General features: G+C 30.3%; 25 protein-coding genes. 7 read left to right on the top strand and 18 right to left on the bottom strand.

Translation table 11 applies throughout. The features are described from left to right. Window positions 1-37 precede the first annotated feature (37 nt). From ABNT65_RS16100 to ABNT65_RS16150, 11 genes are all read right to left on the bottom strand, one after another. Window positions 38-1,573, bottom strand: a complete 1,536-nt coding sequence (locus ABNT65_RS16100; RefSeq protein ID WP_348705304.1) for a SulP family inorganic anion transporter — start codon at window positions 1,571-1,573, stop codon at window positions 38-40. A gap of 178 nt (window positions 1,574-1,751) precedes the next feature. Continuing rightward, window positions 1,752-2,048: a hypothetical protein gene (locus tag ABNT65_RS16105; protein WP_348705305.1), complete on the bottom strand. Its 297-nt coding sequence runs from the start codon at window positions 2,046-2,048 to the stop codon at window positions 1,752-1,754. Window positions 2,049-2,105: 57 nt separating this feature from the next. After that, window positions 2,106-2,864, bottom strand: coding sequence for an SH3 domain-containing protein (locus ABNT65_RS16110; protein ID WP_348705307.1), 759 nt, complete (start codon window positions 2,862-2,864; stop codon window positions 2,106-2,108). Continuing rightward, window positions 2,864-4,618, bottom strand: a complete 1,755-nt coding sequence (locus ABNT65_RS16115) for a BatD family protein (protein WP_348746293.1) — start codon at window positions 4,616-4,618, stop codon at window positions 2,864-2,866. The genes ABNT65_RS16110 and ABNT65_RS16115 overlap by 1 nt, the downstream gene beginning before the upstream one ends. Before the next feature lie 92 nt (window positions 4,619-4,710). Beyond that, window positions 4,711-5,541 (bottom strand): tetratricopeptide repeat protein, encoded by an 831-nt coding sequence (locus ABNT65_RS16120; protein WP_348746294.1) that lies wholly within the window; start codon window positions 5,539-5,541, stop codon window positions 4,711-4,713. Window positions 5,542-5,545: 4 nt separating this feature from the next. Next, window positions 5,546-6,589 (bottom strand): VWA domain-containing protein, encoded by a 1,044-nt coding sequence (locus ABNT65_RS16125; RefSeq protein WP_348705312.1) that lies wholly within the window; start codon window positions 6,587-6,589, stop codon window positions 5,546-5,548. 3 nt (window positions 6,590-6,592) lie between these two features. Beyond that, window positions 6,593-7,597 (bottom strand): VWA domain-containing protein, encoded by a 1,005-nt coding sequence (locus tag ABNT65_RS16130; protein ID WP_348746295.1) that lies wholly within the window; start codon window positions 7,595-7,597, stop codon window positions 6,593-6,595. Continuing rightward, window positions 7,587-8,675, bottom strand: coding sequence for a hypothetical protein (locus tag ABNT65_RS16135; protein WP_348746296.1), 1,089 nt, complete (start codon window positions 8,673-8,675; stop codon window positions 7,587-7,589). The genes ABNT65_RS16130 and ABNT65_RS16135 overlap by 11 nt, the downstream gene beginning before the upstream one ends. A gap of 22 nt (window positions 8,676-8,697) precedes the next feature. Further along, window positions 8,698-9,564 carry a DUF58 domain-containing protein gene (locus tag ABNT65_RS16140; protein WP_348746297.1) on the bottom strand — a complete coding sequence of 289 codons (867 nt, stop codon included), beginning with the start codon at window positions 9,562-9,564 and terminating at the stop codon, window positions 8,698-8,700. A 3-nt stretch (window positions 9,565-9,567) separates the two neighbouring features. Next, window positions 9,568-9,897 carry a hypothetical protein gene (locus ABNT65_RS16145; protein ID WP_348705318.1) on the bottom strand — a complete coding sequence of 110 codons (330 nt, stop codon included), beginning with the start codon at window positions 9,895-9,897 and terminating at the stop codon, window positions 9,568-9,570. Between the two features lie 76 nt (window positions 9,898-9,973). Further along, a complete protein-coding gene (locus ABNT65_RS16150) occupies window positions 9,974-10,963 on the bottom strand; it encodes a MoxR family ATPase (protein ID WP_348705320.1) in 990 nt (329 codons plus the stop codon). A 211-nt stretch (window positions 10,964-11,174) separates the two neighbouring features. On the opposite strand from ABNT65_RS16150, the gene ABNT65_RS16155 reads away from it, so the two are divergent. After that, complete coding sequence (locus ABNT65_RS16155) at window positions 11,175-13,778, top strand: TonB-dependent receptor (RefSeq protein ID WP_348746298.1); 2,604 nt, start codon at window positions 11,175-11,177, stop codon at window positions 13,776-13,778. Window positions 13,779-13,824: 46 nt separating this feature from the next. Here ABNT65_RS16155 and ABNT65_RS16160 read toward each other — a convergent pair whose 3' ends face one another. Then, on the bottom strand, window positions 13,825-14,589 hold the full coding sequence (locus ABNT65_RS16160) for a UDP-2,3-diacylglucosamine diphosphatase (RefSeq protein ID WP_348746299.1): 765 nt from the start codon (window positions 14,587-14,589) through the stop codon (window positions 13,825-13,827). Window positions 14,590-14,684: 95 nt separating this feature from the next. Between ABNT65_RS16160 and ABNT65_RS16165 the strand changes: the two genes are divergently transcribed. Continuing rightward, window positions 14,685-15,131 carry a nucleoside deaminase gene (locus ABNT65_RS16165; protein ID WP_348705326.1) on the top strand — a complete coding sequence of 149 codons (447 nt, stop codon included), beginning with the start codon at window positions 14,685-14,687 and terminating at the stop codon, window positions 15,129-15,131. A 22-nt stretch (window positions 15,132-15,153) separates the two neighbouring features. Here the strand turns inward: ABNT65_RS16165 and ABNT65_RS16170 are convergent, their stop codons facing one another. Then, window positions 15,154-15,648, bottom strand: coding sequence for a methylated-DNA--[protein]-cysteine S-methyltransferase (locus tag ABNT65_RS16170; protein WP_348705327.1), 495 nt, complete (start codon window positions 15,646-15,648; stop codon window positions 15,154-15,156). Beyond that, entirely contained in the window at window positions 15,641-16,405 is a 765-nt protein-coding gene (locus tag ABNT65_RS16175; protein ID WP_348746300.1) for a TatD family hydrolase, read from the bottom strand. Before ABNT65_RS16175 ends, ABNT65_RS16170 begins: the two co-directional genes overlap by 8 nt. A 45-nt stretch (window positions 16,406-16,450) precedes the next feature. On the opposite strand from ABNT65_RS16175, the gene ABNT65_RS16180 reads away from it, so the two are divergent. Then, entirely contained in the window at window positions 16,451-16,924 is a 474-nt protein-coding gene (locus ABNT65_RS16180; RefSeq protein ID WP_348705331.1) for a retropepsin-like aspartic protease, read from the top strand. A gap of 9 nt (window positions 16,925-16,933) precedes the next feature. Here the strand turns inward: ABNT65_RS16180 and ABNT65_RS16185 are convergent, their stop codons facing one another. Beyond that, on the bottom strand, window positions 16,934-17,401 hold the full coding sequence (locus ABNT65_RS16185) for an Lrp/AsnC family transcriptional regulator (RefSeq protein ID WP_348705333.1): 468 nt from the start codon (window positions 17,399-17,401) through the stop codon (window positions 16,934-16,936). 166 nt (window positions 17,402-17,567) lie between these two features. On the opposite strand from ABNT65_RS16185, the gene ABNT65_RS16190 reads away from it, so the two are divergent. The 3 genes from ABNT65_RS16190 to ABNT65_RS16200 all read left to right on the top strand — a co-directional run bounded on the left by ABNT65_RS16190 (window position 17,568) and on the right by ABNT65_RS16200 (window position 20,299). Beyond that, window positions 17,568-18,782, top strand: a complete 1,215-nt coding sequence (locus tag ABNT65_RS16190; RefSeq protein WP_348705335.1) for an aminotransferase class I/II-fold pyridoxal phosphate-dependent enzyme — start codon at window positions 17,568-17,570, stop codon at window positions 18,780-18,782. A 982-nt stretch (window positions 18,783-19,764) separates the two neighbouring features. Then, complete coding sequence (locus tag ABNT65_RS16195; protein WP_348746301.1) at window positions 19,765-20,016, top strand: addiction module protein; 252 nt, start codon at window positions 19,765-19,767, stop codon at window positions 20,014-20,016. After that, the gene (locus tag ABNT65_RS16200; RefSeq protein ID WP_348746302.1) at window positions 20,006-20,299 is read left to right on the top strand and encodes a type II toxin-antitoxin system RelE/ParE family toxin; all 294 of its coding nucleotides are present in this window, start codon (window positions 20,006-20,008) and stop codon (window positions 20,297-20,299) included. Before ABNT65_RS16195 ends, ABNT65_RS16200 begins: the two co-directional genes overlap by 11 nt. 726 nt (window positions 20,300-21,025) lie before the next feature. On the opposite strand, the gene ABNT65_RS16205 is transcribed toward ABNT65_RS16200, so the two are convergent. From ABNT65_RS16205 to ABNT65_RS16215, 3 genes are all read right to left on the bottom strand, one after another. Further along, on the bottom strand, window positions 21,026-21,562 hold the full coding sequence (locus tag ABNT65_RS16205) for a hypothetical protein (protein ID WP_348746303.1): 537 nt from the start codon (window positions 21,560-21,562) through the stop codon (window positions 21,026-21,028). Continuing rightward, complete coding sequence (locus ABNT65_RS16210) at window positions 21,552-21,824, bottom strand: hypothetical protein (protein ID WP_348746304.1); 273 nt, start codon at window positions 21,822-21,824, stop codon at window positions 21,552-21,554. Before ABNT65_RS16210 ends, ABNT65_RS16205 begins: the two co-directional genes overlap by 11 nt. 299 nt (window positions 21,825-22,123) lie before the next feature. Continuing rightward, entirely contained in the window at window positions 22,124-22,417 is a 294-nt protein-coding gene (locus ABNT65_RS16215) for an NTF2 fold immunity protein (RefSeq protein ID WP_348746305.1), read from the bottom strand. Window positions 22,418-22,775: 358 nt separating this feature from the next. On the opposite strand from ABNT65_RS16215, the gene ABNT65_RS16220 reads away from it, so the two are divergent. Next, window positions 22,776-22,976, top strand: coding sequence for a hypothetical protein (locus ABNT65_RS16220; RefSeq protein WP_348746306.1), 201 nt, complete (start codon window positions 22,776-22,778; stop codon window positions 22,974-22,976). The last annotated feature ends 92 nt before the right edge of the window (window positions 22,977-23,068 follow it).

Here is a 23,068-nt window from a genome sequence, read left to right on the forward strand (position 1 = left end):
GTGTTATAAAAGAAATAACACAGTTATTTTTATAAGGTTAGGCAGCTTTATTAGGCCTTAATTTGAAAAAGTCAATAAAACTTGATGGATTTTCTACAATTCCTCTTTCTGAATACAATTTAATATCAATATTTCGCTCTTTAGCCTTAAAAGCAAAATCTTCTAAAATTTCAATAATATCATTGTCTAAGTAACGAGTTTTTCTAACATCAAGTTCTAGATATGTATTTTCAGGTAATTTGTCTAATTCTTTTAAAATTGCTCCTTTGTTAAAGAAAGTTACTTCTTCAGCTAAAGTCATTTTTATTTTGTGAACTCCATTACTTTTATCTTCAATATGTAAGAAATGTGAATTTTGGTAACTTTTGAAAAGTATCACAACTATTCCTACAGCAAGTCCTAAACCAATACCTAACAATAAATCACCAGTTATAACCATTGGCAATACAGTTGCCATAAACGGAATAAATTGTTTCCATCCTAACTTGTACATATTTATAAAAGTTGATGGTTTTGCTAGTTTGAATCCAACTATAAATAATACAGCAGCTAATACTGATAGTGGAATCTTATTTAATAAAGTAGGAATTAAAATAATTGAAATTAATAAAAAGAAACCATGTATAATTGCAGACATTTTACTTTTACCCCCAGATTGAATATTAGCAGAACTTCTTACAATTACTTGGGTAACTGGTAATCCACCAATTAAACCAGAAACAATATTTCCTGCTCCTTGTGCTAATAACTCTCTATTGGTAGGAGTAACATTTTTATCTGGATCTAATTTGTCTGTTGCCTCAACACATAATAAGGTTTCTAAACTAGCTACAATAGCAATTGTAAAAGCGGTAATCCATACATCTTTATTTCCAATTACACCGAAGTTTGGAAAAGTAAATTGACCTAAAAATGTATCAATACTATCAGGTACAGGAACACTTACTAATTGTTTAACATTAATAGCTAGTTGTTCGTTACCTTGTGTTAATACAAAAAATAGAATTCCTACTACAACAGCTACTAAAGGTCCTTGAATTAACTGAAATATTTTAGATTTTTTAGTTAAAACTTGTTGCCACAATAGTAAAATTCCAATACTAATTATACCAATAACAGTAGAACCTATACTTATAGCGTCCATGGAAAAGCTTTCAACAGATTTATCATAACCAAAAAAGAAAGGAATTTGTTTCATGATAATGATAATTCCAATACCAGTAAGCATTCCTTTAATTACAGATGAAGGGAAATAATAACCAATTACACCTGCTTTTAAAAAACCAAGAACTATTTGAAATACACCTCCAATTACTACCGCTACTAAGAAGTTTTCAAAACCACCTAGTGTAGCAATAGAAGATAATACAATAGCGGCCAATCCTGCTGCAGGTCCACTAACACCAATTTTAGAACCACTAATGGCTCCAACTACAATACCTCCTACAATTCCAGCAATTAAACCAGAAAATAATGGCGCCCCACTGGCCAAAGCAATACCTAAACATAAAGGTAAGGCAACAAAAAATACGACAATACTTGCGGGGATGTCATTTTTAATTGTTTTGAACATATTCAAAAATATTTTATCAGCTTTTTTAGCTGATGATTTAATAATAAACTTTTAATTAAATGATTTAAACTCAAGCACTAATTAGTGTCAAAGAGCTTTGTAATACGTAGCTAACACCTAATTTATTTTATTCTTAAGTGCTATTTTATGATTTAAAGAATCAATAAAGATTGTTTTCTTATACAAGACTTTCAGGTGGTGGAGAATCTAATTTCTTAGAAACAGAGTTGTAAACTTTAAAGAAGTATAAGTCAGGTTTGTGACTTTCTTTAATTTTAAACGAAGAAATTATATTGTTATTATAAAAAAACTTTAATTCTAACTCTTCTTTCATGTTTTCATCACCGTCATTCTCAGTATCATTAATAACAAGTGAAGTTTCACATTTTTTTTCTGAAAGGCTAAAATAAGTAGGCAAAACTATCGATGTAGTTAGGATAGCTATTAAAGAATATGTGAAAATATATTTGCCCATAATTTTTTACAATTCACGAATATAAGCTATAAATGGCTTATTTATGTTAATAAACCCTTAAAAATTATGAATTATTTTTAGGTTCTTATTTAAAATCCAACCTATTTTTCCATCAACTAGTTTTATTTTATTCCAATCATCAACGGTATCTAAAACACGGACTTTAGTTCCTTCGTGTAAAGCAAAAACTTCTTCAGAATTCATAGTAGGTGCATTATTTACTGCTGTTTCTTTTGAAAATATAATAGCTTCTACCTTATTGGATGTAGTGTTGTACTGTTGGTAAGAAATTAGTAAAGCTGAAATTAACAATAAAAAACAAACGGTACTAGAAACAAAGAACAATCGTTTTTTAGAAGGTATATTTGAGAAATAAAAAAGTAAAAATAAAATACTGGCTATAATAGAAAAAATAATAGTTATAACAGCCCAGGTTTCATAATGAAATTGTTGAAAAAACTGTTTGTCTAGCTTTTGAAATAAAGTTTGAGGTAGTTCTTCAATTCTATCTAAAGTTAATCTTTTAGCAATAATTAAATTATTTTGAGCATCTTCATTCTGAGGGTTAAGTACTAGTGATTTCTCGTAATTGTATATTGTGGGAGCTACTTGATTTAACTTATAATAACAGTTTCCAATATTATAATAAAGTTCAGAAGAATAGCTTTTTTGATCCTCAATTTGTTTATATAAATCTAGGGCATCTTGATATTTACCCTCTTTATATAATTTATTCGCTTCACTGAATAAATTACTAGCATTTTGTGCAGAAATAATGCTTGTGAACAATAGTAAAAATGCAACAATATTTTTCATTATAACTGTTTGTCTAATTGGGTAATTATTTGTTTTGCTTTTTCAAATTCTTGATTCATTTGTACGTTGTCTATTGGGGTATAACGGGCAAAATCACAATCATTTAATACCTCTATAAGTTGTTTTATAGTTGTAGGCTCAACGTTTTTATCTTCTAAAAGAGATGTTATTTTTTCTCTGCTAATGTCAGAGGTTTCTACTTTTAGTTTTGCTTTTAAATAATTATGTAAAGCCCTTTCTAAAGCTTCATAAAAAGCCTCTTTATTACCTAGTTGTTTTGAAGCTTCTGATAAATATTTTTTAGCAAGTTTGTCAGCCTTTCTTTGTTTGTTCCCTAACACATCATTGTCTCTTTCTTCTTTTTTCTTATAAATGAAAATAAGTATAGGTATTGTTATAATTGGAAGAAGTAGAAAAAGGTAGAAAAGTATAGAGTTAAAGAAATCATTAGGTTTTCCAGAGTTAAAACTTGAATCTGTTTGAATATACCTAAAATCATTTCCAGTTACTTTAATATTTTGTTTAGTTACAGTATTATTACTACTAGAAACTAATTCTTTACCTTCTAAAACGTCAACATATAAATCTTCTGAAGTAATTGTTTGGTATACTTCTTCTTTTGGATTAAAGTAAGAAAAAGAGACAGAAGGTATTTTATACTTACCCTTATATTCAGGAACAACGGTGTAGTTATTCGTAATTGTTCCTTTTAACCCAGTAGAAGTAATACTTACATTTTCTTTACGCTCAGGTTGGTATACTTCTAATTCTTTAGGAGTTTCAATAGTTGGTAATTCAAATAATTTTAAGTTCCCTTTACCATTAATGGTTACTTTAATTTGTGAAGACTCATTTGCTTTTAATATTTGTTTGCTTAGTGAAACATCAAAAGAAAATTGTCCAACAGCTCCATTAAAGTTTTCTGGTTTATTATCTAAAGGAAGTGATTTAACTTTAATTACTTTTTTAGCAGAAGCAAATTCTTTTCGAACTTGTTTGGTAATTACATTTCCAAAAAAGTCTGCTCTACCCGTTGGAACACCTATAGCAACATCCATTTTCATAGGATCTATAGTAAGTTTACCATTTTTAGTAGGGATTAATAAAGTTTTTTGTAGAACTACATATCGATAGCGTTCTCCATTATAAGTTCCCATTTTTACTTTAGAGTCTACTCTTTTTAATTCTTGATTCCAAAAACCGTTATATTGAGGTGCTTCAGTAACTGCATAATCATATACATTTACATTTCTACTTACATACAGTCTGTATTCAACATAAATTCCTTCTCCAACATAGGGTTTAGATTTAGAAACCTCTGCTACTAAATGTATATTTTGCGCTGCAATATAGTTTGGGTCATTAGGATTTGTAGGTACTTTAACAGCATCTAAAACTATAATTTTTATAGTATTAGACTTTATAGTTTTTCCATCTATTTCAATGGATGCTGATGGAAGATTAAATTCACCTTTACTTTTGGGTTGTAGAATGTAGGTGTAAGATTGTGAGAATGATACTTTACCATTAATCCAAGATTGGCTTACAGATTGACTTGGGCCTCCAACAACTTTAAAATTAGAAAAGTTTGGAGCTTGGAAATTATCAGCGCCTTGTTTGTTTATGGTAAATTGTACCCGAAGCCTTTGGTTAACTCCAAGCTTATTTTTGCTAACAGAAGCTTGTAATACACCTTCTTGAGCTGATAAGTTAAGAGAAAATACGCTTAAAATTAATAATATGTAAAATTTCAAAATGCTATTCATTTTTAACCGCCGTAAAAATAGTAGTTTAAGTATTTTAATGCAAAATAGTAATGCTTAAAGATTTGATAAAATTTAACATTTTACCAATCCTTCTCTTGCTTAACCTTACGTCCCTTTGATTTTTTTACATTCATTTTCTTTTGTGTTTTTTTCTCCTCATTATTTAAGCTTTCCAGTAATTGCTTCATTTGCTCTGGAGTCATTTTACCCTGCTGAGGCTTTTGTTGCTGTTTATCTTTTTGTTTTTTCTGATCTTGGTTTTGTTTGTTTTTATCTTGATCCTTTTTAGGGTCTTTGTCCTGATCTTTTTTATCTTTATTATCGTCTTTCTTTTTCTGATCCTTATTTTTCTCGCTGTTTTTGTTGTCTTTATCTTTTTTATTTTTGTCGTCTTTGTTTTTCTGATCCTTATTCTTGTCGTTATTGTTTTTTTGATTTTGTTGCTCTTTTTTTAATGCTTTTTGAGCAACAGCTAAGTTGTAACGAGTTTCATCATCGTTTGGGTTATTACGTAATGCATTTTTATAAGCGTCAACAGCAGGTTGATACTGTTTTTGTTCTAGCATTGCATTCCCAATATTATGATATGCTTCAGCTTTTGTAATTTTATCTTTTGCAGTTTTTGCAGTTAATTCAAATTGAGAAATAGCCTCTTTATAGTTTTTATTTTGATATAAAGTATTTCCGTAGTTATAACTAGCCTTATCATATTTACTGTTTTTACTTAAGGCTTTTCGGTAAGCAATAGAAGCTTCGTTAAATTTTTGTTTGTTATATAGTTTGTTACCTTCACGCAAAAGAGAACGAGCCTCTCTATGTAGTTTTAATGTATCCTGTTGGGCTTGAATTACTATAGTATTAGTAATTAGAAAAAATAAAAAGATAAGTACAGAAGTATAACGGATATTCATTTTTTTATTTTTTAGTTTCCTCATTAAATAAATCTACTTTCTTTAACCATTTAGTTTTTCTTTCAAAAAAGAAAACATCAATAATTAAAAACAGCAAACCAATGGCTAAAAACCATTGAAATTGGTCTTTGTAATCTGAAAATTGTTTGGTTTCAAATTCACTTTTTTGAGCATTTGCTATGATGTCAGCAATCGCTTTTACGGGAGTTTCAGTTTTATTGCCATCAATATAACTTCCGCTACCTATTTCAGCAATTTCTTGCAAAACATTAGATTTTCTTTGTGTGATTACAGTTTCACCTTTTCTATCTTTTTTATAACCAATAAGTGAGCCATTTAATTTTATAGGAATAGGACCACCTTTTTCAGAGCCAACCCCAATTGTATACACTTTTATACCTTCATTAGTAATGTTTTGAGCAATTTGTTTTGTTTCTTCTTGATGATCTTCTCCGTCTGAGATGATAATTAAGAAACGATTGGTTTGTTCATCATTATTATAATAGGTTTTAGCTAAGTTTAAAGCTTCAGTAATTGCAGTACCTTGACTCGAAACCATATCAGGATTTGCGTTTTGCAAAAACATTTTTCCTGCGGCATGGTCGGTAGTAATAGGTAAAAGCGGATAAGAGTTTCCTGCATAAATAATAATTCCTACTCTATCACTCCCTAATTTATCAATGATTTTAGAAATAATCTGTTTAGACTTTTCAAGTCGGTTAGGAGCGATATCTTCAGCAAGCATACTTTTAGAAACATCCAAAGCAAAAACCACATCTACTCCTTCTCTTTTAACTGTTTTTAATTTAGTTCCCATTTTAGGGTTTACTAATGAAAGTATTAAAAAAGATAATCCAAGTAAAAAGAAAATTAATTTTAAAGTAGGTTTAAAGTTTGATGAATTTGGAGCAAGTTTAACTAATAACTCTTGAGATGCAAACTTTTTTTGCGTTCTTTTTTTCCACCATAAAACCAATAGGAAAACAACAATTAAAACTGGAATAATTGCAAAAAGGTAAAAATATATTGGCTCTTCAATTTTATACATAAATTATATAAAGCTTTTAAATATAGTGTTCTTTAAAACAAATTCTAATAGTAATAATATACCAGCAATGAATACCCAAAAACGATATTTTTCAGTGTAATTATAATACTTGAATTCTTCTATTTTGGTTTTTTCAAGTTTGTCTATTTCGTTATAAATAGCTTTTAGCTTTGTGTTGTTAGTTGCCCTAAAGTATTTTCCTTCAGTTTCTTTGGCTATATGTTTTAGCAAAGTTTCATCAATTTCAACTTGTTGGTTTCTAAATGAAATCTTACCAGTTCTTGGATCTTTTGTCCATGGAAAAGGTGCCATTCCATTTGTTCCAATCCCAATAGTGTATACTTTAATATTGTTTCCTTTAGCTAATTCTGTAGCAGTTTTAGGATCAACAAATCCAGTATTGTTTACACCGTCGGTCAGTAAAATAATGACTTTACTTTTTGCCTTACTTTCTTTTAATCTATTTACAGCTGAACCTAATCCCATTCCAATAGCAGTACCTCCTTCAAGTTGTCCCCATTTAATTTCAGATATAGTTCTTTTAACAATTGATTTATCACTTGTTATTGGAGTTTGTGTAAAACTTTCACCAGCGTAAACTACAATTCCAATTCTATCATTAGGTCTTCTGTTTATAAAATCAGTAGCCACTCTTTTAAGTGCTTCAAGCCTATTAGGTTTTAAATCTTTTGCCAACATACTTGCAGAAACATCAATTGCCATTACAATATCAATACCTCTGTTAGTTTTAGTTTTTTTACTAATAGAAACATTTCTAGGTCTAGCTAATCCCATTATTATAGCAGCTATGGCTAGAAGCCTTAGTACATATAATAGCGGTTTGAGCTTAGATAAAAGTGATTTTTTTATAGTGAAGCCTTTAATACTCCCTATTTTTAAATGAGCGTTATCTTTTTTACGAGTTAAAAAACTCCATATAGCTAATAAAGGAATAATCAATAGAAGCCATAAAAATTCTGGACTATGAAATTCAAAATTATTGAACATTTTCTATTGATGGTTTTAAATTATTAGACATACTAATTAGTTTGGAAATTCCAAAAGAAAAAAGCAACATGGTTGCTATTAATAACACAACTATTATTAATTTTGAAATAGTAGACGTTTTTTTAATAGTTGGTTTTTGTACCAAAGTTACGGGTTTACTATAACTCGTTTCAGAAACCTCTTCAGTTACCAATGGTTTTAAATTATTGATAACATGTTCAGCTATGTTTCTATCCCCTTCAATTTCACTTGCAATAGGTTTAGATTTAGCAAATTTAACAAGGTCAGATTGTTTTAATAAACTCTGTAAATTGTCTATAGTATTGGTGTCAGTTACTATAGATTTTGCATTGTTAAAATCATGTAATGTTTCAATAACTTCATTTGTTGTACGCTCTAAAGCGGGAATTGAAAGTTCACGTTCTATATAGTTTCTAACAATATTGGTTAGTTCGCTGTAATATTGTTTTGTTTGGTTATTTTGCCATAGCAACTTTTCATCTAAAAGCTTTAAATTTCTTATAGCTTCTTGATAAGGAGCTAGTTTAGGAATGTATGTTTCAGTACTACTATTATCAGAACGTTTTAAAGCAAAGTATAAAGAGATAATAACAATAGCTAAAACACCTAAAGCCCAGTATACATAACTCTTAAAATCATCAAACTGATAAGGTTCTCCTTTTATTCCTTTAATAGGGAATTTTTTTATTTTAGTAGTGTCAATAGCTACAGTAGCTACGTTTACTAATAAACTATCGGTTAAATATGCTTGATTTTTTATAAAGATTTGCTGTCTAGGTATGTAAAAAGCACCACTATCAAACCCTGTAAGAATATATTTCTTTATAAGCTTATTGTTTATGGTATCTATTTTTAAAGAATCAACAACTTCTAAACTTTGTAAATTATCTAATTTAGGAATGATAACGCTTTCGGTTTCATTTACCGTTATTTTAAATTCAAACTGTTCACCAATTCGGATACTAGTTGTATCTATTTCTGCTTTAACTAAAGATGATTGAGCATAGCTAAGGATAGTTGAAGCTAAAAGTAATATGTAAAATAATGTATATCTCATTTTAAAAATCATCATTCAATAATTATCCTTTTTGTTTGAAATATCCTAAAAGCTTTTTTACATAGCTTTCATCAACACGAGTATTGATAACTCCAGCACCACTTTTTCTAAACGTATTTTTAAAGTAATCCGCTAAACGGTGAGCATTAAGTTTGTATTGGTTTCTAATAGAAGAGGAGCTTGTATTTACAAAATGTACCTCACCAGTTTCAGCATCAACCATAGATACCATTCCTAAGTTAGGAATTTTTTCATCATGTTTATCATACACTCTAATCCCTGTAACATCATGTTTATTACCAACAATTTTAAGTGTACGTTCATAATCATCATCCATAAAATCAGAAAGGACAAACACAATAGCTTTTTTCTTCATAACATTTGATAAGAACTTAAGCGCTTCGTTAATGTTTGTTTTCTTACTTTTTGGATCAAACTCAATCAATTCTCTAATAATACGTAGAACATGACTTTTTCCTTTTTTGGGAGGAATAAATAATTCTACATTTTCAGAGAAAAGAATTAGACCAACTTTATCGTTATTTTGGATGGCAGAAAAAGCTAGTGTAGCTGCTATTTCTGTAATGGTATCTTTTTTAAATTGCTGGGAAGTTCCAAAAAATTCAGAACCAGAAATATCCACAACTAACATCATGGTTAATTCGCGTTCTTCCTCAAAAACTTTTACGTAGGGTTCATTGTATCTAGCAGTAACATTCCAGTCAATAGCTCTAATGTCATCACCGTATTGATACTGTCTTACTTCAGAGAATGTCATACCACGCCCTTTAAAAGTGGAATGGTATTCTCCTCCAAAAATATGATTAGACAACCTACGTGTCTTTATTTCTATTTTACGAACTTTTTTAAGTAACTCCTTAGTGTCCATTAATTAGTTTAACCAATTTTCAGGTAAAGGGGGAAGTTCCACCTCTCTATATTCATAAGATTTTTCAATAGAGAAGAGGGGAGCTTCTTTTACTGATAAATCAATATTGTTTCTTTTACTAATATCCTTAATTACTTCTTCAATACTTCTTTTTTGGCAAAGAACTAAGCTATTCATTTTTACGTTTGATTCTGTTTGTAAATCAAAGCAGTCTACAAAAAAAGCAGGTTGGTTTCCTTTGTAAACAATGGCCTCTGTTCTTTTTTTCTTTTGCAATTCTAAAATTTGTTTTGTTCCTGTTAATGTTTTGTACGTTGTTAATTTATAAACCATAATATAGCTAATAATTTAAGGGGGTTAATAAAACTTTTTCTTTCGTAGTAGAGTATGGTTATTGCAATGTCGTTATTTAGGGGACTTGAACTTCGTTAATTATTGTATTTATAATATCTATTGATGAAATATTTTCAGCTTCAGCTTCATATGTGATTCCAATACGATGTCTTAATACATCATAAACTACAGCTCTAACATCTTCTGGAATAACATAGCCTCTTCTTTTTATGAAAGCATAACATTTTGCTGCTTTAGCTAAAGCAATACTTCCACGAGGAGAAGAACCAAAACTTATTAGAGGTTGTATTTTGGCTAAGTTGTATTTTTCTGGATAACGTGTAGCAAAAATAATATCTAGTATATACTTTTCAATTTTTTCATCCATGTAAACTTCCCCAACAACTTCACGGGCTTTGATAATTTGGTTGATAGAAACAACCGGGTTTACTTTTTCAAAACTACCATTTAAGTTTTGACGTAAAATTAATTGCTCATCTTGTAGTTTAGGATAGTCAATGACTGTTTTTAACATAAAACGATCCACTTGTGCTTCAGGTAAAGGGTAAGTTCCTTCTTGCTCAACTGGATTTTGGGTAGCCATCACTAAAAAAGGTTCGTCCAGTTTAAAGGTTTCATCTCCTATAGTTATTTGACGTTCCTGCATGGCTTCTAATAAAGCAGATTGAACTTTTGCAGGAGCTCTGTTAATCTCATCAGCTAATACGAAATTAGCAAAAATGGGTCCTTTTTTAATAGAAAAATCATTTTCCTTCACATTATAAATCATAGTACCTACAACATCAGCAGGTAATAAATCTGGTGTGAACTGAACACGACTAAAGCTACCTTGAACGGCTTTAGAAAGCGTATTAATAGCAAGTGTTTTTGCTAAACCAGGAACACCTTCTAATAAGATGTGACCATTTCCCAAAAGTCCAATAAGTAAGCGTTCTATCATATGTTTTTGACCAACAATTACCTTGTTCATTTCGGTGGTCAGTAAATCTACAAAAGCACTTTCCTGCTCAATTTTTTCATTAATAGCTCTTACATCTACATCCATATATGTTTGAATTAAATTCGCATTTTTGGTGAACAAAACTACAATATTAAGAATTTAACTATTGTTAAAGTAAGGTTAAACCTAAAAAAAACGTAAAAATTGTGTAAAATTATTTTTTTAAGAGTTTTGAAGAGTATATAACGAAGTTTTGAGGCTTTTATTATTATATTTATAAGGTGTTAAATTTTTTTATAACAATAACGTATAAATTATGAGATTAGTAACCAGACTATTAGTTGTCTTTACTATGCTATTATTTTATCCAGTTATGGGGCAAGTAATAACAGGGAAGGTAACAGATGAAAACGGACGAGGTGTTCCTTTTATCAATGTAATTGAAAAGGGAACAACAAATGGGGTTAGCACTTCAGATGATGGAGATTTTTCCATAAATGTTAAAAAGCTACCAGCAACATTAGTTTTTTCTTCCATAGGTTTTAAAACGGTGGAAAGAACTGTTAATGCTACTTCAGGTATTACTATAGTAATAGAAGAAGATAGTGGAATATTAGATGAGGTAGTGTTAACAGGAAACAGAGCTAAACCGAGAACAATTTTAGATTCGGCAGTTCCTATTGATAATGTAGGAGTAAGAGAACTTCAAGCAACTGGTCAAACAAATATTGATCAAATGCTTACATATACAGTGCCGTCTTACAATTCAACTAATCAAACAATCTCAGATGCAACGGCACATTTTGATCCAGCCGATTTAAGAGGATTGGGACCAAGTAGAACGTTGGTGTTAATTAACGGAAAACGTAAAAATCAAAGTGCATTAGTGTATGTAAATGATACACCAGGTAAAGGTGAGGTAGGTACAGATATGAAAAGTATCCCAACAGCTGCCATTGAAAGAGTTGAGATCTTAAGAGATGGAGCTTCAGCTCAGTATGGTTCTGATGCAGTAGCTGGTGTTGTAAACATCATTTTAAAGAAAGATGTTGATTTTACTCAAGTTAATTTAAACTCAGGAGTAACTTCTAGAGGAGATGGGTTTAATGCTGATGTTGATGTAAACCATACGGTATCATTTGATAATGGAGGATTTATTAACGCTACAATAGGAGCAGCCTACCAAGACTATACAAATAGAGCTGGTGAACCAGGTAGAGATGACTTGTTTGGTGTTAATAACCAATGGACTAAAGAAAATCCAACATTAGGGATGATTGTTGGTCAGCCAGAAATGAAAAAAGGAGATTTATATTTTAATGGTGAATATCCTTTAAACGATAATACAAAACTATATGCATTTGGTGGAGGAAATATAAGACAAGGTAAAAGTTTTGCGTTGTACAGAACACCTTATTGGATTACTGATGATTTTGGTTTGTTAACTCCGTCAGGACAGACTTATAATGGATTTCAACCAACTTTTGAAACAGATATAATGGACTTAAATTTTACTGCTGGAGGTAAATTTAAGCTAGGTGATTTAAATGCAGATTTAAGTGCTACTTATGGAGGAAACTCTGTAGATTATACAATAGGGAATACAATAAACCCAAGTTTAGGAGCCAATAGTCCTACTAGTTTTGATGCTGGTGCCTATGATTTTAGTAATATAATAGGAAATTTAGATGTGAACGGAACATTTGGACAAGTGAGTGTTGGAGCTGGAATTGAGGCAAGGCAAGAGCGTTTTAAAGTGACGGCGGGTCAAGAGGAGTCATATGTAAACGGAGGTGCACAATCTTTTCCTGGTTTACAGCCTAGTAATGCTTTAAATGAAACAAGAACCAATATTGGTGCTTATGGAACCTTAGATTGGGATATTTCTGAAGCTACATTAATTGGAGGTGCAATTCGTTATGAAAACTATTCAGATTTTGGAGATAATTTTTCATGGAAGGTAAATGCTAGACAAAAAATAGGAGAGGCAGGAGTATTGAGAGCCTCGTATAGTACAGGTTTTAGAGCGCCTTCATTACATCAAGTATATTTAAGTAATGTACAAACATTAATTTCTAATAATACAATATCCAACCAAGGTACTTTTAATAACATAAGTCCTGTTATTAGAGGTTTGGGAGTAGCGCCATTATTTGCTGAAACATCTAAAAATATATCAGCAGGTATAACAGTTAAAGCATCAAGTAACTTTTCTATCTCGTTAGATTATTACAATGTAAGAGTAGATGATAGAGTATTATTTACTGGAGAAATTACCGGTGTGGATGATAATGGGAATCCTAATGCGGCGGTACAACAAGTTCTAGATGACAATAGTGTTACCAGTATTAAGTTTTTTGTTAATGCAGTGAATACAATTACACAAGGATTGGATTATACGATGCGTTTAAAAAATTTAGATTTTGCTTCTGGTAAATTAGGATTTAATGCAGCATTAAATGTAAATAGAACGGAGATAGAGGGACAGGTTAAAACTCCTGAAAGTTTAGCAAATTACAAAAACAAAATCTTTAATAGAAAAGAGCAATCGAGAATTATTAGTGCAAGACCAAATATGAAGTTCTTATTTGGAGCTAATTATAAAATTGGAGATTTAACGGCTAATATTAATAATACGTATTTCGGAGAAGTAACATGGTTACATGCATCAGATCCAAACAAAGATCAAACATTTACAGGTAAAATAGTAACAGATTTATCTATAGGATATGAGTTTTCTGATACGATCTCATTTAGGGCGCAAGTAAACAACTTATTTGATGTGTTTCCAGATGAAATTGAAACCTTAGGAGATCCTGTTACAGACTTAGGAGGAAGGTTCAGATATCCTTGGGAAGTGAATCAATTTGGATTTAACGGAATGTCTTTTAAAGGAGGACTTACGTTTAAGTTCAAATAGAATTATGTTTATATGAAAGCAAAAAAGCGCCTTAATGGCGCTTTTTTTATTTATATTCTTTTAAAGTGAGTATGTTGTTTTTAAATTCACCATAAGTGAAGTATTTTACCCAATCTCCTAAATTTATATATTTACTATTTTCTTGTAAAGTAATATCTAGTGGTAAATGTCTGTGGCCAAAAACAAAATAGTCATAATGACAGGTAGTTAGTTTTCTTTTACAGTACTGAACAAGCCATTCATTGTCTTCGCCTAAAAATTTTGCATCTTCATCTCCAGAAATTAATTTGTTTTTAACAGACATGTATTGCCCTAGTCTAACTCCTAAATCTGGATGTAACCAGCGAAACATCCACTGAAATAAAGGAAAAGTAAAAACTTTTTTCATTCGTTTATACCCATTATCTCCAGGGCCAAGCCCATCACCATGACCAATTAATAGGGTTTTATCGTTTAATTTAAAAACTTGTGGACTATGATATACAGGGATATTTAGTTCTTTTTCAAAATAATCACCCATCCATAAATCATGATTTCCAACAAAAAAGTAAATAGGAATACCACTGTCTCTAATTTCGGCTAGTTTCCCTAAAACCCTTACAAAACCTTTCGGAACAACTGTTTTGTATTCAAACCAAAAGTCAAATAAATCACCTAATAAAAAAATAGCTTCGGCATCCTCTTTAACTTTATTTAACCAGCGAACAAATTGCTGTTCTCTAGGAAAGCTAGCTTCTTGTGTAGGTGCCCCTAAATGTTGGTCAGAAGCAAAATAAACTTTTTTGTTTTCAGGAATACGTATAGATATCAAACCGTTTTTTTGACAAAAATAAGTAATTTGAATGCAGACTGCACACTTATTTTTTAGTTACATTTGTTACTATACTACTTTAAATAATAGATACTATGAATCCGTTTGATGATGTTTATTTTATGAAAAAAGCATTGCAAGAAGCTCAAACAGCTTTTGATAAAGGAGAAGTACCAGTTGGGGCAGTAATAACATTTAAGCAGCAAATAATAGCAAGAGCACACAATTTAACCGAAACATTAAATGATGTAACAGCACATGCAGAAATGCAAGCATACACAGCAGCAGCTGATTTTTTAGGAGGAAAATATTTGAAAGATTGTACGCTGTATGTTACATTAGAGCCATGTCAAATGTGTGCAGGTGCTAGTTATTGGACGCAAATAGGGAAAATAGTGTACGGAGCAAGTGAGCCTAAATTAGGGTTTAGTGTGTTAAATACCAAGATACATCCTAAAACAAAAGTAATTTCAGGTGTGTTAGAAAAAGAATGTAGTTTCTTGTTGAAGAAGTTTTTTATAGAAAAAAGAAACCTCAATTAAATCTTTAATGATCTTTCAGTAATTAAAAAAGAGTTTGTTGCTTACTACCACTTTCATGTTCCAATAACCATTTTTTACGCCACACACCGCCAGCATAACCAGTTAGTGAACCATCTGAGCCAATAACTCTATGGCAAGGAATAATAATCCAAATAGGATTTTTACCATTGGCTGATGCTACAGCCCTAATGGCTTTTATATCACCTAGTTTTTTGGTCTGTTCTAGGTAAGAACGTGTTTTTCCATACGGAATATGTAAAAGTGCTTCCCATACTTTTTGTTGAAAATCCGTGCCTTTTGGATTCAGTTTTAAATCAAATTCTTTACGATGACCATTAAAATACTCTTCAAGTTGCAAAACACAATTTACCAAAGGGTTTGCTAAGTCAGTTTCTGTATTTTTAGGGATTGTAAAATCATCATCTAAAACAGAAACAGACTGGATACCATCATTATTTCCAATGATTTTGGCAATGCCTAAAGGAGTTTTATAATATGTAGTTTGTGTATCAGACACCAAAAACGTCTTTTGAATTCTTGGTGGTAATTTCGGAAATTTCTTGGAAAGATAACCCGTAAATATCCACTAATTTATCTATAACATTCGTAATATAACTACTCTCATTTCGTTTGCCTCTATATGGAGTAGGAGCTAAGTAAGGCGCATCAGTTTCTAAAACAATATGTTTCAAATCTATTTCATGTAAAAACTTATCAATCTTTCCATTTTTAAAAGTAGCTACGCCGCCAATTCCTAATTTCATATTGTAAGAAATAGCTTGTTTTGCTTGTTCTAAAGTTCCGGTGAAGCAATGGAAAATACCGAATAAATCATCACTTTTTTCTTCTTCTAAAACCTCAAATATTTCATCAAAAGCTTCACGACAGTGAATAACTATGGGTAATTTTTTCTCTTTTGCCCATTGAATTTGAGTTTTAAAAGCCTCTTGTTGTTGTGGTAAAAAAGTTTTGTCCCAGTATAAGTCGATACCAATTTCACCAATTGCATAAAAATTACGTTGATCAATCCATTCTTTAACTAAGGCTAGTTCCTCTAAATAATTTTCCTTAACAGAAGTAGGATGCAATCCCATCATTAAAAATACATCATCAGGATATTTTTGTTCCAAGTCTAACATTCGCTCTGTATAAGAACTATCAATAGCAGGAATAAAAAAACGAGAAACACCAGCTTCTTTAGCTTTAGTAATCATTGTGCTTCTATCTTCATCAAATTGCTCTGAGTATAAATGGGTATGGGTATCAGTAATCATTTATTAATAATTGCGTTGTATCTTTGTGCGACAAAAGTACAAGAAATGGCAAGTTTGAAAAAAGTATTAAAGAAAAAGAAATACATAAAAATAAAACTCAAAAAAATTGTGACAAACCATTTAGAATTAAAAGCGACTATCAACGGTGTTAAAGGTCGTTTTATTTTAGATACAGGTGCTTCAAACTCATGCGTAGGAATAGATTTAATAGATTATTTTAAACTAGTTTCAGAAGAAAGTGATATTAAAGCAGCAGGAGCAGGAGCAACAGATATGGAAACCTTGAGGTCTGATAACAATATGCTTACCATAGGAAAGTGGAAAACTCAAAAATGCGATTTAGTACTGTTTGATTTAACCCATGTAAATACTGCATTAACCCAGCATAAAGCAAAAGAAGTACACGGAATAATTGGAGCAGACATTTTAGAAAGCGGAAAAGCATTTATAGATTACAATAAAAAATACTTGTACCTTAAAAAGCCAAAAAAGAAAAAGATTTTAAAATTGTCCTTTTAAATTAATAGCTTAAGACTCTAAAATAGAAATCGTAGTAGTGTTCTTTACTTCTCCAATAGTAAAAACACTATGAGTACTTCCTATATGTTTTAAGCCCGTTACTTTATTTACCATAAATTCTCGATAAGAATCCATGTCTTTAATATATATTTTTAAAACATAATCATATTCACCACTCACATGAAAACATTCGGTAACCTCATGTAAACTTTTAATTTCTTTTTCAAAATCAGCAATAAACTCCTTAGTATGCTTTACTAGTTTTATATGGCAAAACACTAACAAATTTTTGTCTACTTTATTTTTGTTTACCAAAGCAACATATTGTTTGATAACCGATTCTTTCTCTAGTTTTTTTATCCGTTCATACACAGCTGTTACTGATAAACCTAACTGTAAAGCCAAGCTTTTAGTAGTTTGTTTACTATCGTTTTGCAATAAAGTCAAAAGTTTTTTATCGGTATTATCAAGTCTCATATGAAAAATAATCTATGGTTTTGTATTAAAACAACTCTTTTTTAAAGGAATTTGTATAATTAAAAGCTTAAAATAGAAAAAAAAACTATAATAAGTGTTTTCTATTGATTTTTTATCAAAAATAACGGTATTTAGTAATCTTAAAAACAACAAAATTCACGTTATTATGAAATTTAAACCCGCAAATAATATACAAGACCTACAATATTTTGGAGAATTTGGTGGGGTAAATCCATCCATTTCAGATTCATCTACCTATACCTTTTTAGAAGCCAAAACAATGTTTGATACTTTTGAAGGGAATACAGACGGATGTTATTTATACTCACGTCATACCTCACCTTCAAATTTATACTTGGGAGAAGCCTTAGCGGCAATGGAAGGAACAGAAACAGCACATGTAACAGGTTCAGGAATGGGCGCAATTACACCTACTATTATGCAATTATGTGGAGCGGGAGATCATATTGTATCTAGTAGAACCATTTATGGAGGAACCTATGCTTTTTTGAAAAACTTTACACCAAGAATGAATATTACTACTTCATTTGTAGATATTACCAAATTAGAAGTAGTAGAGGCAGCAATAAATAAAAATACCAAAATAATTTATTGCGAAACAGTAAGCAATCCTTTATTAGAGGTAGCAGATATAAAAGCCTTGGCTGCATTAGCAAAAAAACACGATTTAAAATTAGTGGTAGATAATACATTTTCGCCATTATCAATATCACCAGCACAATTAGGAGCAGACATTGTAATTCACAGTCTAACAAAATTCATCAACGGTAGTTCAGACACTATGGGAGGTGTAATTTGTGCATCTTCTGAATTTATTACGGCGCAAAAAAGCGTAATTGATGGTGCTAGCATGTTATTAGGAGCATCTATGGATTCTTTACGATCAGCTTCTATTATGAAAAACATGCGTACGTTACACATACGTATAAAACAGCATAGTAAAAATGCAATGTATTTAGCAGAGCAATTTCAAGCAGATGGTGTAAAAACAGTATATCCGGGATTAGTTTCACATCCATCACATGAAATTTTTAAAGAAATGATGAATGAAGAATATGGTTTTGGAGGAATGTTAACCATAGATGCAGGCTCATTAGATAAGGCCAATGCGTTGATGGAATTAATGCAAGAGAAAAACTTAGGATACCTAGCGGTAAGTTTAGGGTTTTATAAAACATTATTCTCCGCACCAGGAACGTCCACTTCATCAGAAATACCAGAAGAAGAACAAAAAGAAATGGGCTTAACAGACGGATTGATTCGTTTTTCTATAGGATTAGACAATGATATTGAACGTACCTACAAAATGATGAAAGAATGTATGCTAGAGGTAGGAGTCTTGGAAAAAGCAACCGTTTAATATTTTTTTTGAATGTCACGTCGTGTGATTTTTCAGACTAAAAGGATAGGAAATTGTATCGAGACGTTTTCAAGTAATTAGCAATATTTCTTTTAAGTTCGACTATTTATAGATGAAACGATTGATTATTAATGATATGAATCCAATGTTAGTGAGGGTTTTAATTTAAAAGTTTTAAAAATTACAATTAATCTTTAGTATTGGTTGTATTTAAGTTAGTGTAAAACAAAAAGCTACAGGAAACTGTGGCTTTTTATATGGATTGTAATAATAGTTTTTAAATGAGCCTATTATAAGCTGTAAAGCAATCTGTAACTCGATTAAAAAGTTATTTTATTTTGCTGTGCTGAATGAAAAATAAGGGGTTAGCCATTTTACTTTCAACGCCACTGCCAAATAACGTAATAAAATGGAGTTTTTGTGGTAGTCTTTTAGGTAGTGAAATGTACTTTTTAATTTGATAATTATTTACTGTTTTTACTTACCTAGCTAGAGCTCGACTCGTCATTCCGAACGCAGTTTACAAGTGAAGGAATCTGTTTATCGGTTAGTAAGTGCTTACTAGTGCAGCGTTATGATTATCAATAGCTTTTTCCTAGCTAGAGCTCGACTCCCGCCGAGTGACACATAAAATTAATTTATAAACCCAATACATCTATTTCTAGACTGGTATGAGCATACTCCTAAAATAACAAAACCACAACAAATTAATGCTATGGTTTTGGTTATTTTTAAACAGTATTTCTTACTTTGTTATCGGCACGGATTACACTACGTTAAATCCGCGCTATTGGGTTTTTTGCCCCTTATGCAGAATTTTTCCACCTCTCAAGCAACTTATTTCAATGAACTTTCTCTTCTAAAGTAAATATAAATACTTGTTTAAGAGTGATCTAATGTTTTTAGATTTTTAACTTCGGTATAGTTTATGTTACCTATTTTGGTATATTTTAATTATCTTTGAATTATAAATGTTAGTAGTATGGGAGCAGCAGAATTAAGAAATAAGTTAATAGACCAATTCAATAATTTTTTACAAGACGAATCTAAATTAGATACGTTGTCTGGTATATTTGATTCTATTAATACCAGCCCATCAACTACCTCTTCACTTATTCCTGAAAGTCATTATAAAAAAGTCGAGCAGCGTCGACAAAGGTTTCATTCTGGTGAAACTAATGGTACAAATTGGGATAATCTAAAACAGCAGATAGAGAATAAATATGGGTTTTAAACTGATTGTCGAGTACGAAGCACAATTAGAAATTGAGGAAGCCATTGAGTATTATGAATCCAATAAAGTTGGGTTAGGTGCTGAATTTTTCAATTACCTTGACGGATATTTTCAGACATTAAAAAATGGCAAAGCTACATTTGAATTAAAAAGAAAACCTGTTTTTAGAGAGTTACCTCTTAAAATGTTTCCTTTTGTAATTATTTATGAACAGTATAAAGATGAAATTATCGTGTATTCAGTATTTAATACTGATCAAGATCCTAGTAAAAAAAGAAAATAAACATCTATCATTTTTAGCTTTATAAAACTTTCAAATAATTATCCTTAAGATATGAATTACTTGGGTAGTTTTAACTTATCATCAATTAAAACCTTATATATTTCCGAAATATTTTTTTTTATTATTAACTTGAGATAATCCTAAATCAATTAATTTACCCTTAACTAACTCTTTCCAGTTTTTCTTGTTTAGCTGGTCTGCTTACTCATACTCGGCACAGAAAACATTTCTGAACTATCACGTGTGCGACATATCAGTGCGATCGGGTTTGTTTTTGTTAAGACAACCGTTTTTTCTATGAAATAAGTTTTAATTATTTAAACATTATTATAATTCCACCTAAAACAAAAAGAATGACTAATCCCCAGCTGTTCATACGACTTAGCTTTAACATTAAGTTTTCTTCTTTTTTATTCTCTGAAAGAATATAAATCATATAAAGAATTCCTAAAATAAACAAACATAGTCCCATGTAAAAATCATTATTCATATTGTGTTTTTTTTCTGCTTTGCTATTATTTCGGGCTCGACTCCCGTCGAGTGACAGATAAAGTTAATTTATAAACCCAATACCATCTATTTCTAGAGTGGTATAAGCATATTCCTAAAATAACAAAACCATAGACAAATTAATGCTATGGTTTTGGTTATTTTAAAATTGTATTTCTTACTCGTTATCGGCACGGATTACACTACGTTAAATCCGCGCTATCGGGCAGTACTTCGTCACCAACTAACAGCATCTTCAAGTACTTTTACAATTTTTTTATTTTTATCTAGTACGAAAAAATAAAAAATTGTTTCTCTATTAATTAACTTTTCTTTTGGCTTCAATGAACTCAAGTTTTTCTTGTCTTCAAACTCTTCAAGGTAGGCTATTATAATTGAATCATCCAAGCCTGAAAAACGAATTACATATTTACTAGAATCACATTTTGAAAAACTTCCTAATTGCCTACTTTTTTTCTTCCAATATTTATCATTAATATTCTTTTGTTTCTCTATTAATTTATTTTTATTCTTTGATTCAAAATAATTAACAAATGATTTATCCTTAGAATCAAAAAAATCAGAAAGATTATAATAATTAAAATAAGGGCTAACGATATAACAATCTTTCATTCCTAAATGGTTTTTATTTCTTATATAATCGATAGCATCTTCCATTAAATTAGCTTCACTATTATTTAGTTTTAATTCATTTTTATTGCAGCTAAAAAAAAGTGGAATAAACATAAAATAGGTAATTAATTTAATTTTCATTTTTTATATTTTTTACATTATGCATTATAATAGGAACTTCTATCCTGTTACCATCTTTATTAAAAACTAAACTTCCTGGGCTTTTCGGATTCCAATTTGAATATGTAAGTCTTGTAGGTAATCCTATTTCTTCTCTAAATATATTTACTCTATCAACTGTAGGGCGAGCATAATCACTAGTTATATAACTCAAAAAAAGAGATTGCATAATTGCTATTAATACTGTTAAAAAAAACAAGTTTTTTAAATGGTCTTTCTTCATTATAATTTAAAATTAATTTTTAGTTCTATAACGGTTATTTGCTACTTGTTTATTATGCTTTTTCACAAGTTTTCTAACAACACTGTTAATAGTTCTTAGCTAACGCTCGACTCCCGTCGAGTGACACATGAAGTTAATTTATAAACCCAATACCATCTATTTCTAGAGTGGTATAAGCATATCCCTAAAATAACAAAACCATAACAAATTAATGCTATGGTTTTGGTTATTTTAAAATTGTATTTCTTACTCGTTATCGGCACGGATTACACTACGTTAAATCCGCGCTATCGGATATTTTATTTAGTGTGGTATATTTCTATTATTTCACAATCTTTTCCTCTAATTTTTATATGAGGAACACCACCTGAATCGGTATGTAAAGTTCCTTCTATATGCCAAATATCATTATTGTAATTAACTAGAACAAAAGGTTTCTTTTTTAGAATTTCTGACCCAAAGATTTTAATCCATTCATTTTTAGCTAACTTTATTGCATCAGCTTTTGAAGCTATACATTTCTTGTTTTTATTAAAAAAATAAACGAGTACTATTGATGCCAATAATAGGCTAAAAATTATACTTTTTTTCATTCTATTTATTATTACATTTTCAATAAAATTAACCTTTTGTCTTTTACTTTCTCTACTGCTATTTCTTTATATAGTTTAGTGTCAGTTGGGTTAATATTATTTTTCCTTTTAGGTTAGTCAGGATCACTTGCTACTTCTATACTTATTGTTTTCGTTTCCTAGCTAACGCTCGACTCTCATCGAGTGGTACATAAAATTATTTATATAACGAATACCATCTATTTCTAGACTGGTATAGGCATATTCCTAAAATACCAAAACCATAACAAATTAATGCTATGGTTTTGGTTATTTTAAAATTGTATTTCTTACTCGTTATCGGCACGGATTACACTACGTTAAATCCGCGCTATCGGGATTGAAAGCACTTTTAAACATGTGTGCTCTTAATGCTAAAAAGTATGACTATCAACTCAAAAAATATTTTGATGAGAAAGTAGAAAAAGGAAAAAATAAAATGCTTGTTCTAAACAATATTAAGAACAAACTTTTGCATCGCATTTTTGCCGTAATTAAAAGGCAGCAGCCTTATGTTAATACACACAATTTTGCTGCCTAATTTTTTTAAAAAATAATATTAATTTTGGCTTGTTGAACTGGCAATAACTTTTGAAACGAAGTTTTAAAAAAGTTATGCTATTTCAATAATGC

This window comes from Tenacibaculum sp. 190524A02b, from assembly GCF_964036645.1.
GTDB lineage: Bacteria > Bacteroidota > Bacteroidia > Flavobacteriales > Flavobacteriaceae > Polaribacter > Polaribacter vairaonense.

Coding starts and splice junctions, on each gene's coding strand:
- ABNT65_RS16190 (WP_348705335.1), top strand. CDS start 17,568: ATGAAATTTAAACCCGCAAATAATATACAAGACCTACAATATTTTGGA.
- ABNT65_RS16100 (WP_348705304.1), bottom strand. CDS start 1,573: ATGTTCAAAACAATTAAAAATGACATCCCCGCAAGTATTGTCGTATTT.
- ABNT65_RS16185 (WP_348705333.1), bottom strand. CDS start 17,401: ATGAGACTTGATAATACCGATAAAAAACTTTTGACTTTATTGCAAAAC.
- ABNT65_RS16215 (WP_348746305.1), bottom strand. CDS start 22,417: ATGAAAAAAAGTATAATTTTTAGCCTATTATTGGCATCAATAGTACTC.
- ABNT65_RS16180 (WP_348705331.1), top strand. CDS start 16,451: ATGGCAAGTTTGAAAAAAGTATTAAAGAAAAAGAAATACATAAAAATA.
- ABNT65_RS16110 (WP_348705307.1), bottom strand. CDS start 2,864: ATGAAAAATATTGTTGCATTTTTACTATTGTTCACAAGCATTATTTCT.
- ABNT65_RS16210 (WP_348746304.1), bottom strand. CDS start 21,824: ATGAAGAAAGACCATTTAAAAAACTTGTTTTTTTTAACAGTATTAATA.
- ABNT65_RS16120 (WP_348746294.1), bottom strand. CDS start 5,541: ATGAATATCCGTTATACTTCTGTACTTATCTTTTTATTTTTTCTAATT.
- ABNT65_RS16135 (WP_348746296.1), bottom strand. CDS start 8,675: ATGAGATATACATTATTTTACATATTACTTTTAGCTTCAACTATCCTT.
- ABNT65_RS16155 (WP_348746298.1), top strand. CDS start 11,175: ATGAGATTAGTAACCAGACTATTAGTTGTCTTTACTATGCTATTATTT.
- ABNT65_RS16175 (WP_348746300.1), bottom strand. CDS start 16,405: ATGATTACTGATACCCATACCCATTTATACTCAGAGCAATTTGATGAA.
- ABNT65_RS16165 (WP_348705326.1), top strand. CDS start 14,685: ATGAATCCGTTTGATGATGTTTATTTTATGAAAAAAGCATTGCAAGAA.
- ABNT65_RS16205 (WP_348746303.1), bottom strand. CDS start 21,562: ATGAAAATTAAATTAATTACCTATTTTATGTTTATTCCACTTTTTTTT.
- ABNT65_RS16195 (WP_348746301.1), top strand. CDS start 19,765: ATGGGAGCAGCAGAATTAAGAAATAAGTTAATAGACCAATTCAATAAT.
- ABNT65_RS16150 (WP_348705320.1), bottom strand. CDS start 10,963: ATGGATGTAGATGTAAGAGCTATTAATGAAAAAATTGAGCAGGAAAGT.
- ABNT65_RS16200 (WP_348746302.1), top strand. CDS start 20,006: ATGGGTTTTAAACTGATTGTCGAGTACGAAGCACAATTAGAAATTGAG.
- ABNT65_RS16105 (WP_348705305.1), bottom strand. CDS start 2,048: ATGGGCAAATATATTTTCACATATTCTTTAATAGCTATCCTAACTACA.
- ABNT65_RS16140 (WP_348746297.1), bottom strand. CDS start 9,564: ATGGACACTAAGGAGTTACTTAAAAAAGTTCGTAAAATAGAAATAAAG.
- ABNT65_RS16125 (WP_348705312.1), bottom strand. CDS start 6,589: ATGTATAAAATTGAAGAGCCAATATATTTTTACCTTTTTGCAATTATT.
- ABNT65_RS16130 (WP_348746295.1), bottom strand. CDS start 7,597: ATGTTCAATAATTTTGAATTTCATAGTCCAGAATTTTTATGGCTTCTA.
- ABNT65_RS16145 (WP_348705318.1), bottom strand. CDS start 9,897: ATGGTTTATAAATTAACAACGTACAAAACATTAACAGGAACAAAACAA.